We start from the raw sequence: 17450 nt of genomic DNA, 5'->3' as shown, positions 1-17450 counted from the left end.
CGGTGATCACCGCTGGTCAGGGGCAGACACGCATTCCGGTGCGCAGTTTGTGGTTGCTACTGGTCTACGCCTCGAACCTGCTCCCATCATTGCGCACTGACGAACGTGAATCGTTGTTGTCCGGCAGCCGTGACGCCGACCTCGTCGATGCCATCGCTGATGTTCTTGTCATCGAGGTGGAACGACGCCTGCGAAACAACCTCACACCCGCATACCGGACCCGGTCGGCAGACATGACTCGTGTTCGGGGCAGCATCGACCATCTTCGGACGAGTGCGAACCGGCTGATGGATCGGGGCCGCATCGCCTGCCGGTTCGACGAACTCACCGTCGACACGCCACGCAACCAGTTCATCTGCACGGCGCTGCGGTGGTCTGGCCGTGTCGTCAGGTCGCAGGAATTGGCCGCCCGGTGCACCGCCGCCGCTTTCCGAATGCAACGTCTCGGGGTAACAGATCGCGCGCCGACCCGTATCGAGATTTCCAAGGACCGTCTCGGGCACCATGATCGGGCCGATCAACGAGTCATCGATGCTGCCACGCTGGTTCTCGAGATGGCTGTGCCCGCCCATCTCGCAGGTGGGCGTTCGGTACCGGTGCTGAGTCGAGACCATGGGCAGCTACGCAGGTTGTTCGAGAAGGCTGTCAACGGATATTTCGCGCACAGCCTCGACCGTGCCGAGTGGAGCGTGTCACGCCCTCATCTCAGCTGGGGCGCAGCAGGCGACGCCGCCGCACTTGACCTCATCCCACGCCTCGAAACCGACACTGTGCTCGACAACCAGGTAGCCGGCCGGCGGATCATCATAGAAACCAAATTCACCAGCGCCCTCGGGAATCATTTTGGGGCGATGAAGATTCGGCCAACGTACATGTTCCAACTGTATGCGTACGTGAGTGTCCAGGCCCGACTGAGACAATCACTGGGTCAGACCACCGAAGGGGTCCTGCTGTTCGCGCTTACAGAGGGCCAGCAGTCCGTCGACGTCGAGTTCACGATCGAGACCCATCGGATTCGAGTCATGTCAGTCGATCTCGCTGGCACGCCCTCGGAGATTCGCACGCAATGGCAACGGTGCCTGCGCTGAGGTATATCTCAAATTCTGTTTCAAGGGGACTGAGACAGGGACCCGCCCGGGTGAAGAATGCGAAACGCCTTCCGCCACAAGGCATCGAAAGCCGCCTGGGGGAGGGCTTTCCATTGCCGCCGGACACCACAGGGCGCCGAGAAAAATCTACAGGAGGTGAGCCTCGCGCTCGGAATGCCGTTGACCGTCCGCATCGCCCGCGATCCTCGCTTCGACCACAGGGTCCGTCTGCCGCAGTGAGGTGCGAGGACGACGAGACCTCGGTTGCAGGGCGCTGGCGCCTTCGGTGTTCAGCCGGCGGCGATAGTCATAGAACGACTATCGCGAGACGCCGTAGCGGCGGCAGGTATCGGCGTGTGATGCCGTCGCACAGTGGGGTCAGCAGGATTTCCAGCCATCGTTCGTTCACGCTCATCGCTCGCACCCTCGAGAGTGTCAGGGATGTCCCGCGCACGCAGTGTCAGCTATGTGTCCGGTCCTTATGCCTTCGATCTTGGTTGGGTGGTCTAGTTTTGGACCGGGTGGTCTCAATCGGTCGTTTCTGGACTACTTTTCAATCGTCGTCAACAGGAGATCGCGGAGCTACGTTCCGTTGGGGAGTATCTGCTACCGCTGCGGAAGCATTGGTGTGGACGTCCGAACGGTGGTCGTGGAGTGATTTCGAAATTGCTTGTAACGCAGTGAGTGTTCTGGCCGATTTTCCGATCACATCTACTGTGCAGATCGGATGCATTATGAGCGCGTTATCGGGATGGTATGCGGACAGCACCAACCCCACGATCGAACGATGGTGGGATGGCAATCAGTGGACTGATCAAACTCGCCTCGCTGGCCAATCTGTGGCTCCGCCGGGGTACGGAGGGCCTACCGTGGTCAATCCCGAGAAGAACGGATTCGGGCTCGCGTCCCTGATCTTGGGTATTGTGGGGCTTCTTTTCTGCTTGATGCCGATTACCGGTTTCATCGGTTTCATTCTAGGAGTCATAGGACTGACGCTCGGTTTCGCTGGGATCAGTCGTTGTCGAAAGAACAAGGCAACCAACAAGAAGACCGCCATATCGGGAACCATTGTTAGTGCGCTGTCGGCGATTTTCGGGATCGTGGGAATCGTCATGTTCTTCACTGCTGTCGATCAACTGGGTGACGATCTGGATGAGATCGGAACCAACTTGCAAGATTACAGCGATTGCATGGATCAGGCTGACACTCTGGACGAGATGAATCAGTGTGACTAGGTGCGTGGCTCGTCGCGGTTCGTTGGTGGGTAGTTCTGCGCGTGAGTGAGGCGCGCGGGGGATTGCTTCGAGTGTCGATACGGCGCAGCATGTCTGCGCAGAATTGGCGGTGTGGACCGCGCATTGTTCCCGCCGCATCTTGACGTACTCCGCAGCGTTGATCTAGCTGTTCCCAACAGTGGCCGTGCAATCTCGCTAGTGGCATCGCTATTTCGGACCTGGTCGGTGCATCGGTCGCGCATGGTCATCGCCGAGTTCACCGATCCGCTGTGTCTGGCTGGCCTGGGGTCAGTCGGGTTGATCGCGTTTGCGGTGCGAATATGGGGTGAGGGTCGAGCACCCGTCATCGGATCGCATTGTCGTCGCCTTTGAGGTGTTGGGTGGCTCTTCACGCGGCGTTGGCAGGGCGCGTCATCGCGTGGGGTCGGAATTTGGTGATTGGCTTGGAAATTCGGGTTGTCTCGGGGATCGGTCGATGCGTTGGCGGAACACCGACACTTCGTGGCCGGCGCTGGGAGGTGCGCCGGTAACGGACCGGGGGCTGCGGGGCGATATCCCGGGTATGACACGAGTGCGGGTACTGATTGTCGTCGCCGCGGTGGGCCTGGCATTGTTTCTCGGCGGCGGGGCTGCATCGGCTTCTCCTGGTGGACCGGATCCGTACTGGTGGATGGGCCCTCAGATCCGGCCGTGGCTCGAGCCGATTTTCAGCGGGCTTGCTAATTGGTTCTTCAATCTGCCGCTGGTGCCGTTCCTGTCGTAGCCGCCGCACCACGGGCGCAATTTTTTCTGCGAGTGGTTCGAGCTGAGAAGTGGGACGATCCTGAGATCTGTTAATTGTCAGGTGTTTTCGTTGTCGACTGGCCGCGAAGTCACTGTCGATGGACGGGCGATTGTCGTCGGTGCAAGAATCTGCCGCACCTTGTAACGGTGTCTTCGTCTTTCGTTGATGAAACAAGGGCGCCGCGCGGGAGGGCCCTGAGCCGTGGCTTGAACGAAGGAGTATCGATGACGTTGTCACACAACCTGATTCAGGCGCAGCGTCTGCGACCGGGGGTAGTGGTCTTCTCTTGTGGTCGGGATGTCCAGGGCAATCAGGGGATCGAGTGCTTCGCTCGCGCCTACGGGCTACCCGTTCCTCCACGGACATTCATCGCCGTTGCACCGCGCGAGGAGTACCACGAGCAGTACTACATTTACAGTGCTCCCGAAGACTGGCGACCTGGACGTGAGCGGTTTCCTCTCGGTCGGTCTGCGCTGTCGATCTGGGCATCACATTCCCTTTCTTTTCCCGGAGCGCTCACGAACTCTCAGACGACGGCATATGCGCCAGGGAATCTGTTGGCAACGATCCCTGAAATACCAGGGCCACAAGAGATCCCCGCACTGCCACTCGAATGGTTGCACGCTCTGGCTGACAAAGATCTCCGCGCGAAGCACGACGCGGCGTCGCCGCAGCCCCTTCGACATTCATCTGCCGCGCAACGATTTCGCGTTGTCGCGGCTGCGGCCGCGTTGGTAGCACTTATTGCGGGGCTTGTGCTGTGGCAAGGTGGTGCTTTCGGCAAGGACGATGCGACCACAGCGCAGCACGGTCTATCGGCATCCACGACCGGCCAGGCCTCGAGCGATTATTCGACATACGAGTCGACCGACAGTTCATTGATGCGGAAACTGAAAGCTATCGGTATCACTGAAAGCCTTGTTCAACAGCTACAAACCACCGCGTCCGCAACCGACTACGGTCTACGACGCAATGTTCCTCTCGAGCGCGAAGCCCTCGAGGAATTGGCCTATGTCATGGTCTGGGCCTGTGTCGACATTGCCGACGGAACCATGTCGTGGCAGGAATCCATCGAAGCCGACATGAGCACGGGAGCGAGCAGTCGCGATGCCGAGACGATGAACCGTTTCCTGCGCACTTCTTATTGCCCTTCGATCGATTACGCTGCGGTACCGAATTAGTAGATGGGGATACTTCTCTCCAGGCCACCGGCGCGGTGAAGAGATCAAGTAGCCGGCGAGGTACATCATCAGATCCGTTGCGTGTGGGCGAGGTAAGCCGTGAGAGCAGCGGTGACTTCGCGTTCGACGTCGTCGGGATCACGTTTCTCCGGGCTGAAGGTTTGCCATTGGTCCCATCGAACACCGAGCTCGTCCGCGAATTCCTTGAGGGTCCGCTCGCGGCTGCTGCCGTTCCACCCTGTTTCGGGATTTGTGTTGCTGGTGAGGACGCGGGCATCACCGAAGTTGTAGACGATAATGTCGCGTGCGAGGACCCGCGGGTCGAGCGAATCGTCGGGCAGAGTGGGTCGAAGACATCCGTATTGCCTCAACTCGGCGGCCTCACGCGCTGCACGTGCGTCGAAACGGGCTGCGAGCCAGGGCTTCCCGCGATCGGCGATCGGGTAGCGCCGTACGGCATCGTAAGTGTGATTCGGTATCTCCGGCACGATAGACGTTTTCACCAATTCGATGATCGAGGCTTCGGCGCTACGGAGATCGTCGTCGGTTGCGCCGGCAACGGCGGCACGCAAAGCGCCCACTCGAAGGTCGCGAAGGTCCTCTGCTCGTGGTGTGTACGGACCTGAGGAGTGGCAGCGGGCATAGGCGCACTGGTATGCGCTGATCTCGTCGTCGTATGAAACTATGCCGTATTCAGCGGCGTGATCACCCACTGGTGCGGTCTCGGCCAGTAATTCGGAATCCCATTCCAGTGCGTGGTTGACGGCCTGGTCGAAGGACTCCTTCCTTCCCCACAGGCTGGCACCGAGTGACCACGCGTCGACCGAGAGTGCTGTGGCCAGCGGCAACGGATGAAACGGTGTCCGAGCGATGATGCCGACCTGTTGTTTGCGTAGATGTACCGTGCGGGCCACATTCGCATGCGTCAGTCCAGCGGCAAGCAGCTGTTTGACTATCGGGTTCATTGCCAGCATGGCCGTCAATGCGGCAAAGGTGGAGTCGTAGCTTTCTGCGGTGGCTTTTGCGGCTCGCGCTATTTCAAGGGCTCTTGCATCCAGTTGGGGTTCCATGGGACCAAGCTACACCCACGGTTCCGTAAATCGCACAAATTGGTTCCCGTTTGGGAACCATCGGGATGATGTGTCGATACGGACTACACCGAATCCACAAATGGGGATCAGACGAAAACCGGACTAACTGCGCGTATGACCAGATACAGCACGTTTCTACGAGGCCGGTTCAGCTGCGCGGATGACGCGCAGTGTGGTGATGCCACCCTGGTTGATGCAGTCTTCGGCGAGTTCTCGGAGCTGCCGGAGGTAGTCGGCGTCGTCCGTGAGAGCGAGCACGGTGGTGGTGACGGGGCTGTACCGGGACAGGGGGAGAGAACCACGGGTATCAGACTCGTTGTCTTCATCAGCGGTTTGGATGATCAGAGGTGTGCCGCCGGCCCATTCGATGCCGACCCGAGTTTCGTATTAGTTCGTTCCGAATCGTTTGCCGGCGACGCGGACCAGAGCCATGAGATCGGCGACCGCGTGCTCGACGGCTGCGTAATCGACGTGATCGGCTGCAAGGACTATACCGGTTGCGCGTTGTCCGTCGATCGCGGCTGCCAGGGTGACGGAACCGTTGTGGTGGATGCTCGCCCACGCCTCTTTACATCTGGTGTGATCATTGTCGGCCGTATTGGGCGAGATCCATCGGCGCAGTCCAGGGCGGGGGTTCTGGCGGAAGACCGATCCTAGGGGCGAGATCCCCGTCGTAGTAAATCCGTGGCTGTTGGCGTCGTCGAACATCGTTTGTGCGTCCGCAAGGGTCGGACGGGTCTGGCCGGCAGCAGGGATGCGGGGGCGCGCAACGGCGATGAGCCACGCACGCTGATCGGTATCTCGTCCAGCAGATTGCTCGTCGTAGAGATGGTCGAGTGCGTCGTGGGCGTGGCGGCGTTCGTCGAAGCGAGCGCGGTACATGATCTCGAGTTGGCGCTCATTCATCCAGACGGTGTCTGCGTCGTTGCGGATCGGAGCGCCGAAGTACTCGTTTCGGTAGATCAGATGCGGGCTGTCGACGCTAGGTTCGACGACGATCGCCACGACCTGGTTGCCAGCTTCACCGATGGTCTGGATGTCGAGTCCGAAGACCGACGGGGTGATCGCGGTGACCGCGGCGCTCCGAAGTGTGCGTTCGTGATTTTCGGTCAGCTCGCCGACATCACGCCGGCCGGTGGCCTTGCGTTGGTCTTCTCTGATGCCGTAGACGATGATGCCGCCCCCGTTGTTGGCCATCGCGGCGATGTCCTTCGGGAAATCGGGCTTGGTTAGCCCGCTGGTCGGTGGCAATTCCGATTTCCAGTCGAGGTCGGCGGTTTCACCGAGTCCGGCGGCAACGGCGTCGTCGATCATCTCGTCGGTGATCGGACCGGGCTGGTATCCCAGTAAGCGGTGCAGGGCGGTGAAGTACATATCCGGATGTGTATCACGGGGCGGTAGGGGTCCTGCGTTTCCAGATTTCTGCGGCCGACGGGAGGACATCTCGGCTTCGTCGTCGAGTTATTTACCCGGCTTCGGCAGTTCGTTCACCCTGTCGCATATTTTCATGATCGGGTCCGTATCGAGTCCGAAATACGACGTCGTTATGAGCCAAGACTGCTGATATGCGTACACGGCGGCCTGGAAGATCATGTATTCGCGATGCATGTTACGAGATCCGAACCTGTGTAGGTCGGTATCACCGCTGTCGGCTGAGGGCCGCAATGTCGCCAATGCGGCGTACGGCGTTGGGTGTGTGGCGTCGGAGAGGAAGGAGTACATCGGCGTGTGCCAGTCTTCGATCCCCATAGCAGCGGCGATGTGTTTGAGGCCACCGCTCAGTCCGGGCATCTGCTCGTCGCGAATGGTGATCTCCCCGTTGTTGTTCTCAATCTCGCTCGGGTAGAACCGGGTGGGAATCTCGACGCCTCGGATCCTCTTTTTGGTCTTCACCATGGTGTCGAGTGCATTCTGGTCGGCATCCTTCCACCCCTTTGTGGTTTTGATCTGTCTGGTCGCGTTGTCGAGTTGCATCATCCAGACTCGAGCTGCGAGGTCTCGCGAGTTGGCCACCCGTGGATCGATCAGCCAGAGTGTTCGGCCCGTCGCCTCAACGATGGAGCGAGCAAGGGGAGCGATAGGAAAGACGACCTGTCGGCTTGAGAGAAGGGCGCGGATACCTTCGAGGTGGTGGCCGGATACTGCCAGCATCAGGGTGGCGAGGCGTCCAGCCGAGGCTGCCTCGGAGCCGTTCCATGCGCCGGTCGGACCGAACTTCTTCGTCGTCAGGTGGGTCCTGTATTTCTCAAATGGTGATTCGGGGGCCGGGTCCCATCTATGTCCGATCATCAGATCCCATTGGGCATCGAGCAGGCTGTCGATGTAAGTGGCCCACGCATCGAGAAGCCCAGCGGCTCCCTTGTCTACCTCAGTACCCGGTCTCATAGAGGTCCATCGTCCCTTCCTTGGTGGCGAAACACCGGATCGGGGTCTCTCCCGGCGGGAGCGGGACTTATAGCCAAGGTTCCCGAATTGGCGACCTGGGTGAATATGTCAATCTGATTCATGTCCAGGCGGCCGGCATTTGGCAGCCGGCACCAGATCGTCGACGATCTTCTGTCATTGGTGCTGGAAGTGTGGTGTTGCATGACGTTCCAGATCATGTCGTTGCTGCGGGATCACCGGCCAGGGTTATCCGAAGTACACCCGTCGAAGTGGGTGTGAAGGTGCAACGAGACCAATAACCGAGGCTGTGGGCTGGGGTGATGACTCGGCCGACCCGTTGCACGCCTCATGAGAGCGAAACCGACCCCTCGTTTCATGGCGGCGCATCCAGCTCTGAGGTCAGTCTGCAGTGGTCCACGCTGCGAACTCGGAGCGCTCGTCGGTGGAGAGGCGACGGAACGTTCCGGCGTCGGTGTCGGCGAACGCGAGCCGGGTGGTCGCAGACTTTGAGTCGCAGGCTTTGAATCGGGCGCGGCGTGTGCGGAGCGGAGGAAACCAGACTGACATGATGACATCCATGCGGATGAGCAGGTTGACGGTCAAGGGTTACCGAAGCAGCGCCGAGCGGCAGATCTCGGTCGATTTCCCCGGCCGATTCTCGGTGCTCATTGGCGCCAACGGCGTAGGCAAGACCACGGTTAGTGACGCCTTGTACATGGCTCACGGCAACCACTTCCCACGCCTGCCTCGACCGTCGTCGGCCAACCTAGGCGACCCAGAACGCCAGGTCGATGTCGAGTACAGCTACTCCGAGGACGTAGCCAGCGCCGGTCCGCTCGACAGGATGCTCGAGGCGCAAAGCGGCCGCACAGCCCCGGGCACGGTTGCCGCTACATGGGCCAAGACCCTGCACCGAAGCCTCGGCCAGGTCGCCACCAAGCCCCTTGTTCACAGCGACCATGAGACCCTGTTCCCGTTCATCTTCCTGCCTGCGTGGCGCAACCCTCTCGACGAACTCTCTCGACGTGAGGCGCACATTCTGGTGGAGCTGCTCCGATCTCAGCAGCAGAATCTGGGACAGGGCAGGAACCTATCGGGTCTACGCGCGCACGCGGCTGCTTTGTTGGAAAACCTCGCCACCAACAAGCTCCTCGAGTCGTTGGAGAAGCGCGTCTCCGAGCAACTTCGATCTCTTGCGGACGGGGTGACACCCGTGCACTCGTACATCCGCGGACAGATTGTTGATGATCGGTATCTCGCCCGTGTCCTCGAGCTGATGCTCGGCATGCTCGAAGGTCGCGACCACGCAATGCCCCTCGAAGTTGCTGGCCTCGGGTACGTGAACTTGCTCCATATCGCCGTCACGTTGGCCGCGATCCCCGACTCCACCGCAGCGGCTGCCGGTGGTGTCACCGGCATGCCTGGCGACGCAGACGACGGTGGGACACCGGATCCTGTGCAAACGATGCCGGACACCAGCAACAACAACCTCGTCGGCGAAAATCAGGAGGTAGCCGAAGCAGCTGCTCGACTCCGGCAGGCCAGGGCCGACAACGATAGCCTCGAGGACTCGATCTTCCAGTCAGAGGCCTTTCACGTCACTGTGCTCATTGAGGAACCCGAAGCCCACCTGCACCCTCAGTTGCAGCACGCACTGGTTCGGTATCTGCGTCGCCAGGTTGCTCAACGGCCCGAACTGCAGGTCATCTTGTCGAGCCACGCAACCGACGTCATCACTGCGTGCGATCCGGCCGAGTTGATTGTGATGCGCCGTGACCACCGCGACGGTTCTGTCGTCGCCCGGGCCATCTCAACGATCGCGGCCGGTCCGATGAAAGGTCCGGCCGACACGATGCGCAAGACACGACTCCATCTCGATGCAGCACGGTCAGCGGCGCTCTTCGCAGAGCGCCTCCTCCTGGTGGAGGGCGTCACCGAGGCAGCTCTGATGCGGGAATTCGGGTGGGTGTGGGCTAATGACGACCCCCATAAGCAGGCGTTCATCGACTCACTCAGCATCGTGCCGATGGGCACGAAGGTCGGTCCGTGGGCGGTCCGATTGCTCGCCACTCGGGGTCATGAGCTGTGCCGACGGATCGGAGTGCTCCGCGACAGCGACAAGTGGGATGGCACCCTGGCCGGCGACCCGTACTGGGCGCCCGACCATGATCCTGACGTGCTGTGCGTGGAGCACTGTCACCCGACACTGGAGCCGGAGATGACGACCGGAAACGAAACCCTGATCGAGGAAGCTCTCGCCGAGGTCGGTCTCGACGTACCTCCTGTCGTGAACGCTGATTCGATAGGCAGGATCTTCCGTGGCTCTCATAAGGTCGCGGCCGAGGGCTCTGACAAGGCCGCGGACAAGATCACCGTGCCCGCAGGTCCTGGCGCTAGCGACAAGGGCGAGTTCGCACTGACCTTCGCCGCCAAGCTCCGCGAGCTCCGCGAGTCCGGCGTGAACGGAGTCACCGTCCCCTCCCCTCTCGTCAAAGTACTCGAGTTCCTGTTCGAGGGCCTGCACCCTGATCCGATAACCGAGACAGTAGAAGACGCACCGGCAGATCCTGATATCCCGGTGGATGCGGGCGACCCCTTGACCGTGCAGCCCGTAGATGTGATCGGATCTGTGGACCAGGTAGTCCCCAGTACTCTGAGCGACGCGTGACCTCGTCGGCTGCCCCAGCTTCCGACGGGCCGGTGGAAGGGCTCACTGAGGAGCAACTCTTGGCCGCGGGGTCGAGATCTGACGCGGTCTTCATTGAAGCTGGCCCCGGAACCGGCAAGACGAGCGTCTCCGCACACCGGTTCGCGGCACATCGATTCGATCCCGCCGGCGACCCGTCTCGGGCCGTCGTGGCTGTGAGTTTCACTAGGGCCGCAACCTCCACACTGAAGCGCCGAGTTCAACGGCTCTGGGGACCGGCAGCCCTGACCCCTCCACACCGAATCGTCACCCTCGACACACTTATCGGCGATTTGCTCCACGATCTCCTACGCGACGGCATTATCGAGTGGCCCAACGGGCACTCTGAGCTCGATGTACATGACAGCTGGTCCACCTTCAGCGGCTCAACCTTCAACCGCACCGCCTACCGACTGAGTCTGGCCGGTAACCGTGTGCAGGTTGAGCAGGGATGGGTGAGGAAGGCACGGCCCGCCATCCCCGCGACCGGGATCGTTCCCCGCTTATTGTCCGGAATCTGTACGCATGACGATGTGCGGGTTGTTTTGGAAGCTGCGATCAAGGTTGACGAGTTCGCTGCATACGTCCGTGACCGCCTCTGTCAGCGGCTGCGCGCACTGATTGTCGACGAGGTTTTTGACGCAAACGATCTCGATCTGGCGATTATCGAAATGGCGATGGAGGCGGGCATTGCCACGACCTTCGTCGGCGATCCGTGGCAAGCGCTATACGTGTTTCGCGGAGCCCGTCCCGAGGCCGTCCGGGAACTCGTCGCACGGCGCAGCGTTCGCGTATTACCCCTGACCCGATCTTTTCGCTGGACGACCGAAGAGCAACGCTCTCTCGCCGAGGAATTGCGCGCCGGCCGCCCGGGCGTCATCCCGGCACTCGCCGCAGCTGAGGTTTCTGGCTGCGACGCAGTTCTCGCACTCAACTGGAAGCCGCTCTGGGAGCTCAGTGAGAGCGTCCTGCCCTTCGCGTTCCAGAGCTTTCGCGGGACGCATGAGGAGGCTGCCGCCACTCTTGTGCTCAGCCACGTCACGCGAACGGTGTTTGGGACAGACGCCACTTATCTGCGCGAGGCACTAACCTCCCTGGCCATTACCGACGACCAAGTCCTCCCGTCGCTGAGACCCGCCATGCAAGTGATCATGGACGTGTTGAGTACAGCGCACGCCAGAGCGCCAATTGAGGCGTACGAGCTTCTCCGCGCAGCGTTGCGTGGGGTGTCGCCTCGTGTACTGCGCAATCCGCATCCCGCTCACACAGGTCGGCTCCGTCTGATCCAGCAGCGACTCGTCGGCTCGGCTCAGTTGATTCCCGGGCTGACTACCCACCAGGCCAAGGGACAGGAATGGGATCTGGTGGGATTTCGACTAACCGAGGAGCAAGTACGAATTCTGGCTGGCGGGCTGGACCCGACGGAAGAGGAGCATCGGAAGCTTTATGTGGGCGCGACGAGGGCAAGAGCTGCAACTCGTATTCTGCATTGACTCTTCACCGTCTCCTAGCAAAGCAGTGTGGATGACCGGAGCGTCTCGACGACGATGCCCTTCCCGTGCGGCGGGCACCGGTATGTAAGTTCTATAGCCGCGAATGCAGCTTTTGCTGCGCGTCGAGGCCGGATCCGAATTTGCTTGCCGATCTGAGGGCGTCCCGAGCCCGCAATGTGCCGGAATCTGCTGTAGCGAAATCGATTGCGGGTGATGGGACTGGTCGGAGGTTGCCCGACCGGTTCGCAATACCCGTGCCTTCCTCTGTGACGGTGCTGTGACCACGGTTGTGGGAACCTTCCGGGGCGTCAAGGTGAGAATATTCAGAGACGTTTCATCGCCGAAATCTCTAGCTGGAAAAAATGTTTCGCCGTCTGGCGGTTAGTCCAGTCGTTGATCGAGTCGGGTTCTGCCCGCATGAGTCGGGCGGTGTTTTTGCCCAGCGCGGGGCGGATGACGACGGTGATCTTTCCTTCCTTGCTGATTTTTCGTAACCCCACGGGAACGGAAGCCAGGGTTCTCGTGGTGGCCGACATAGTCAGGATAGATTCGCGATTCTCTTGTAGAAGTGGAAACGTCACATCGTCTTTGCCTAAGATCCACTTGCCGTATCCCACTAGCGGTGGGAGTGGAGCACCCTCGTCGAGGACGGTATAACCATGACGCTGGTAATAGGACGAAGCTGCTCAGAGTTGAGATCGTTGGTGACACAGCTGAATCAGACGCGAACACCGCTTTCCGCTAGCCGCTTTTCGGTTTCCTGGATGAGAGATGAGGTGAGACCGGTTCTACGCGCTGCCGGGTCGGTTGCAAGTAAATCGAGATTGCTGTGCAGCGGAGCAACCTTCCGGGCGGCCTCGAACTGGTTGCCGCCGAACAGAACCCATCAAGACGCCGGCGACGTCGTTTGTGCGGCAGTACAATGAAGCAGCGAGAGCTCTTCCAGTGCCGCCGGTCTCACAGACTATGAGGATGACTGGTGCGTACAGATGATCGTGCTCGACGGCCGGGACAGCGTTGGGTGCGATCCCCTCGAAGTGGCTGTGGAAGAACGCTTGAACATCGGCTCGGTCCTCGGAGGTGTCAGCTGTTGCGATCATAGGAATGCCGCGGGGCACTATAAGTGCTGTGCATCAGTCTGTTTGGTGGGTCGGGTAATTCGGGAACTGCGCGTTAAACGCTTTCGGGTGCGGTGCCGATACGCAGGTTTGTCGTATCAGGTAGTTGCCACTTTGTATCGGTCGAACATGGTCCGGAAGAAGTCTGTGAGCATTGGCTCGGTCTGTTCCCTGGTTTGAAGTTCGCTGGCACCGAAGCGAAATACCTCGTATCCGCACAGTTTCATTTCTCGATCTGAGCGGACATTTTCCGCGTAAGTGGCTGGGTCACCGTAGCCCCGACTGTTGGTGTAATGCTGTTTGCCGTCGACTTCGAGAACTATGCGGTGGTCGGGCAATAGCAGTAAGAAGTCCATCCTGAACTTCAACATCGCTCCGGCGCCGCGCTGTTTGACAGTCTGTGGGTCCCAGTGCAGCCACACTTCGGGTAGTAGCGCGGGCAATTCGGGTATCGAGTCACGGAAGATGTGGTGGTAGAGCGTGAACAGGAGTTGTTGGGGTGGGGAGCTTTCAGGGAGAGAGTCGTAAAGACGTTTGTACAGTGCGTTCTTGGCTTCGATGTCGGTCTGGTCCGGATGTGTTCGGCTCCACCAGGATTGCAGATCTCGCCAGCGAATACCGTCGTCGCCGACCGGCTCGTCGAAGACGAGGACGTCGGACTCGCTGCTGAGAATTTCGATGTCGTTGTCGAGAGCGTCACTGAGGCGCAGGTCAGGCTTTGTCGACGACGCGAAGATGAGGTTCTTTGGTCGGCGCATCGGTGCGAGTCCGGTCGGCACCAGCCGAAAGACGGGATATCCGCCGTCGGTGCCGCTCTCGCGTAGCTCTAACCGGTTCTTGCGCAGGTGAGGATTGATGACTTCGAGGATCTTGCGTTGTGTCGCTTCGTAGGGGACGACCTGGTGGGAAACCAGCCGCTCCAGGAACAGTGCGAAGCGTCGATCGGATGCCTCGAACGCGCCCAGTTCTTCGAACAATTTCTCAGCCGGCCAGTCACCAGGGTTCTGGTAGACGTGGCGTTCGATTCGCTCCCGCAGGCTGGGTTGGCTACCGAATGCAGGGACTGCACCGAAAATGCCAATGAGTGGGTTTTCTCCACCGAGCACCCATAGTTGATCCAGCATGTGGGTGAAGCGGGAGGGATCGACAACGAGGTCTTCGAGATCGAGATCAGCAGCGATTTCACGTCGCGTCCGCTTCAGGATTTGAGGGACGTCATTGCCTGCCCATAGCGCATCTTGAATGTTGTTCCGTTCGGCGGCATCGGTCATGTCGCGGTTAATGATTTCCGCGGCAACGCGTTCCAGATCGTCGTCAGGTATTGCTGCCTGTACTGCTGCAACCCGCTCGGCTTTGGTCCTGCCGTCCCCTGGGGGTTCGATCAGGCCCAGTTTCGAGAACTCGGCATCAAGTTCTTTGTGGGTGCACGAGCTCAGGCGTGAGATCGGCTGTGTCAGCTCGTCACGCAGGACCGTGAGATCGATTCTTGTCATCATAGACATTTTCGCAGACCGCATCGCTGCCCCTCGCGAGACTGCGCTACTTGGCGTCGCTTCCCGACTCCACCCGCTCACGCAGTGAGTCGATGTAGTTGGCACGAATAACGCTCCGGGAGCGCGGGCGTTTTCCGCTGTTGATATCGCGGACATACTGCGCCAGTCGGTCGGGGTTTTTCCCGGACCAGCCGTGGGCGAGTACCCAGCCCTGTATTGCGTCGGCGTCCATCGGGATTCGTGCGTTACGCAGTGCCAGTAGGACTCCGACGACCTGATCCTTCTCGAAACCTGCCGAAATCGTGTTGTTGTGGTTCACGGTGAGCGTCAGGCCCTTCAGCGCTTCGACGACGATCGGATCGAGATCGGGTGATCGACTCTTCCACGCGGAGCCGTCGCCGAGGATGTCCGGCTTCATCGCTGCGACCCAGGGGCGGATCTGATCCTCGTTCCAGGTGATTACGCACAGCGCCCGGATGCCTTGGCTGTAGCGGACGAGTTCGCCGATGTCTTTCATGTCCGGCCACGCCATCAGGACGGGACCGGAGCCGGCTGGCATTCCGTGACCTCGGCCCGTGATGTGCTCGATGTCGCGGTAGCGCTGCACGAACCTCTCCAACTCAGCGCAGTTTCTGAGGTTCGACTTCAGAGAGGTCCAGACCGACAGTGTGTCGCCGTCCTCCAGATGCTCGACGCACCACTTGATCGCGGCGGCGACGCCCTCGTCGTCGTAGCTGGCGACCGCTGTCGGGTAGTCGACGTCGTGATCGAACATGATTCTCCTTCGTGATGTCAGGATTTCGTTGGCATGACGCTACCGCCAACCACCGACACCTATTCGTCTCAGCGATCACCTCAAAGCGTCGTTGCCCACGGCTATTTCAATTCATGGCAGGAAGGTGAAATCTGTGCAGACGATGCAGAGCGCAAATTCCTTGGAGGACTTTGTCGACGGCGCCGAACCAGGGGCTGGATGGCGCCGTTCGCTCCTGGCAGGCTCGGTAATGTCGCACGGTTCCGTCTGAATAGGGTTTGTCTGATTGACTGGTGTTATTCGGCTGAAGAGTCGGTCGGTGAGTGGGAGTCGATCGCGCTCGATGGGGCGGTGTCTTTCATTGAGGCGGTGACCTCGAGTGTGTGGTGGAAGGACGCGTTCCCTCATTCAGTGCCCGTCGAGGTCATCGCGGGTGGCGACGAACCCTCGGACGCGAGCGGACTCGGGTTCATCAGGTCGTTCGCGTATCCCGTTGGTGGGTTAACTCCGGAGCGCCGGGTGATCTCGATGCACCCGTCCATGCTCGACGCTCGTATCTTGATCCACGAACTCGCGCATTGCGCGTCGGCGAGTATTCACGGGGACATCGACCGAATACATGAGGGCCACATGGCCAGAGGTCGATATTCCTTGACTCCGGAAATTGGACACGGGATTGGTGATTGCGCGGCTTGCTTTCTCAGAACGCAAGAACATCACTTTCTGCTAATTTCACTCATGTCGGAACGTTGGGCGACGCGGAGCAAGCCATCACGAAAAGTGGATAGGAACGGGTTTTCGCGTGTGATTAACCGCAGTGCTGAGACACTTGCACGATGGCAGAGTTCAATGAACCGATCCAGCGTGCTCTCGACGCGATAGCGGCATTCGAAAGAGCGATCAACAGCGATCTCGATGAGACAATCAGCGGCATCGCTTGGTGGGCTACGTATGACGAACTCGATGATCACGATCGAGCATGGATGTCGCATTATTTCATTTCGCTTCCACGAGCGATTCGTATCAACCTCGAGGACGCGGCAAATCATCTAGATGCCTATAAGGAACGCGCCCAAACTACTGATATTCAGCTGCGGTCGAAACTCATACGTAGCGGTGGTAACGCTCCCGATATGCGACCCCACAGTGCCGTTGATCGACGACGTGACGCGGCAATGCAGGCCGAACCGGCGGCATTCTTCCGGGCCATCGGATCGTCGCTTGACACCTTGGGTTCGACAATAGTTGCGGTCGGGGCAATCGACACCGATCTTGTGAAAGCAGGATGGTCAGATGTTCGACCGCGGGACGTCGAGCTTTGGCCGCGCGTCCCGAAATCAAAGCTAGGAAAGCAACTCACGAACGTCGGTACCGGGGGCGCGATTATCCAGGAGGAACTGTTGCAGGTGTTGCGTGAGGCGGTGAGAGACGCGGGACCGCCACACTGGTCGGAATGGACCATGAACATGCGAAATGCGTTGGTACATCGAGCGCGATGGGCGAATTTCGTTCTTCACGAGAACCACGGTAAACACAGGCCGCCGAGTTTCTATCGGCCGCTTCCGAGGAATCCTCAACTGCCGGAGGGAGCCGCGATGCGCGAGATAGCGGGGATCCGTGACCTCATATTGTCAGAAGATGCCGCCATCACTATGGAGGGAATTCTTCGATCTGCGGCGGAGGTTGTGAGCGTCGTACTCGAACAATGCCTGAAAACGTGGGCGATCCGTCGGGAGCAACCCGATCTTCTTCGTCAGCCCAACAGTGCGACACCTGTGCCATCGGCACCGTTCGCCGGCTACGCTCCGGGATCTACTGATCGTGCGTTCTCTCAGATTAAGCAGATGACTATGCACCCGGATGACGCGAAGCGACTGTCTGCGCTGCGACCCTATGCCTACACGCATCGAGATGCTTAAGTCTTGAATATGTCGATCTCAACGATCCCTTCGGCGATTTTCCTTGGTCGATTCGGGATAGTATGGCGCACAACGGCACTGGGTGTGATGATGATTCGACTCTCTGCGCAGGCTCGTCGGACTGGGTTGGAGCTTGATCTTGGGAACCGGTGTTTGGGTCGAGTTTCCTAACGCAGGTCCCGTCGATACTCACGACATTCAGCTCTGAAGTCAGCACTGCGAC

General features: G+C 59.8%; 15 protein-coding genes. 7 read left to right on the top strand and 8 right to left on the bottom strand.

Annotation, left to right across the window (positions count from 1 at the left end; all coding sequences use genetic code 11):
- The first annotated feature begins 2 nt into the window (after positions 1-2).
- The 4 genes from CJ178_RS30305 to CJ178_RS30285 all read left to right on the top strand — a co-directional run bounded on the left by CJ178_RS30305 (position 3) and on the right by CJ178_RS30285 (position 4288).
- The gene (locus tag CJ178_RS30305; RefSeq protein ID WP_095888784.1) at positions 3-1088 is read left to right on the top strand and encodes a 5-methylcytosine restriction system specificity protein McrC; all 1086 of its coding nucleotides are present in this window, start codon (positions 3-5) and stop codon (positions 1086-1088) included.
- Between the two features lie 680 nt (positions 1089-1768).
- Entirely contained in the window at positions 1769-2323 is a 555-nt protein-coding gene (locus CJ178_RS32960; RefSeq protein WP_179300877.1) for a DUF2510 domain-containing protein, read from the top strand.
- Positions 2324-2798: 475 nt separating this feature from the next.
- Positions 2799-3086 carry a hypothetical protein gene (locus tag CJ178_RS30290; protein ID WP_095888781.1) on the top strand — a complete coding sequence of 96 codons (288 nt, stop codon included), beginning with the start codon at positions 2799-2801 and terminating at the stop codon, positions 3084-3086.
- Between the two features lie 245 nt (positions 3087-3331).
- Entirely contained in the window at positions 3332-4288 is a 957-nt protein-coding gene (locus CJ178_RS30285; RefSeq protein ID WP_095888780.1) for a hypothetical protein, read from the top strand.
- A gap of 68 nt (positions 4289-4356) precedes the next feature.
- Here CJ178_RS30285 and CJ178_RS30280 read toward each other — a convergent pair whose 3' ends face one another.
- The 5 genes from CJ178_RS30280 to CJ178_RS32955 form a co-directional block, all read right to left on the bottom strand.
- The gene (locus CJ178_RS30280) at positions 4357-5358 is read right to left on the bottom strand and encodes a hypothetical protein (protein ID WP_095888779.1); all 1002 of its coding nucleotides are present in this window, start codon (positions 5356-5358) and stop codon (positions 4357-4359) included.
- Positions 5359-5514: 156 nt separating this feature from the next.
- Positions 5515-5637, bottom strand: coding sequence for a hypothetical protein (locus CJ178_RS33440; RefSeq protein ID WP_257013581.1), 123 nt, complete (start codon positions 5635-5637; stop codon positions 5515-5517).
- 129 nt (positions 5638-5766) lie between these two features.
- Positions 5767-6753: an ATP-binding protein gene (locus CJ178_RS30275; RefSeq protein WP_257013578.1), complete on the bottom strand. Its 987-nt coding sequence runs from the start codon at positions 6751-6753 to the stop codon at positions 5767-5769.
- Between the two features lie 87 nt (positions 6754-6840).
- The gene (locus tag CJ178_RS30270; protein WP_095888778.1) at positions 6841-7764 is read right to left on the bottom strand and encodes a hypothetical protein; all 924 of its coding nucleotides are present in this window, start codon (positions 7762-7764) and stop codon (positions 6841-6843) included.
- 399 nt (positions 7765-8163) lie between these two features.
- Positions 8164-8331, bottom strand: coding sequence for a hypothetical protein (locus CJ178_RS32955; protein WP_179300876.1), 168 nt, complete (start codon positions 8329-8331; stop codon positions 8164-8166).
- Between CJ178_RS32955 and CJ178_RS30255 the strand changes: the two genes are divergently transcribed.
- Both CJ178_RS30255 and CJ178_RS30250 read left to right on the top strand, forming a co-directional pair.
- Positions 8330-10432 carry an ATP-dependent nuclease gene (locus CJ178_RS30255; protein ID WP_095888775.1) on the top strand — a complete coding sequence of 701 codons (2103 nt, stop codon included), beginning with the start codon at positions 8330-8332 and terminating at the stop codon, positions 10430-10432. The two genes, CJ178_RS32955 and CJ178_RS30255, sit on opposite strands and share 2 nt — an antisense overlap.
- Positions 10429-11943 carry a UvrD-helicase domain-containing protein gene (locus tag CJ178_RS30250; protein ID WP_143547558.1) on the top strand — a complete coding sequence of 505 codons (1515 nt, stop codon included), beginning with the start codon at positions 10429-10431 and terminating at the stop codon, positions 11941-11943. Before CJ178_RS30255 ends, CJ178_RS30250 begins: the two co-directional genes overlap by 4 nt.
- Before the next feature lie 323 nt (positions 11944-12266).
- Here the strand turns inward: CJ178_RS30250 and CJ178_RS30245 are convergent, their stop codons facing one another.
- From CJ178_RS30245 to CJ178_RS30230, 3 genes are all read right to left on the bottom strand, one after another.
- Positions 12267-12560 (bottom strand): hypothetical protein, encoded by a 294-nt coding sequence (locus CJ178_RS30245; RefSeq protein WP_095888773.1) that lies wholly within the window; start codon positions 12558-12560, stop codon positions 12267-12269.
- 599 nt (positions 12561-13159) lie between these two features.
- Positions 13160-14554, bottom strand: a complete 1395-nt coding sequence (locus CJ178_RS30235; protein WP_143547557.1) for a hypothetical protein — start codon at positions 14552-14554, stop codon at positions 13160-13162.
- 46 nt (positions 14555-14600) lie between these two features.
- Positions 14601-15329: a hypothetical protein gene (locus CJ178_RS30230; RefSeq protein ID WP_095888770.1), complete on the bottom strand. Its 729-nt coding sequence runs from the start codon at positions 15327-15329 to the stop codon at positions 14601-14603.
- A gap of 815 nt (positions 15330-16144) precedes the next feature.
- Between CJ178_RS30230 and CJ178_RS30220 the strand changes: the two genes are divergently transcribed.
- Complete coding sequence (locus CJ178_RS30220; protein ID WP_095888768.1) at positions 16145-17227, top strand: hypothetical protein; 1083 nt, start codon at positions 16145-16147, stop codon at positions 17225-17227.
- Positions 17228-17450: the final 223 nt, after the last annotated feature.

This window comes from Rhodococcus sp. ACPA4 (assembly GCF_002300185.1).
GTDB classification, from domain to species: Bacteria; Actinomycetota; Actinomycetes; order Mycobacteriales; family Mycobacteriaceae; genus Rhodococcus_F; species Rhodococcus_F globerula.
The sequence above is the reverse complement of the archived record's forward strand: the minus strand, read 5'-3'. Positions and strand labels throughout refer to the sequence as shown.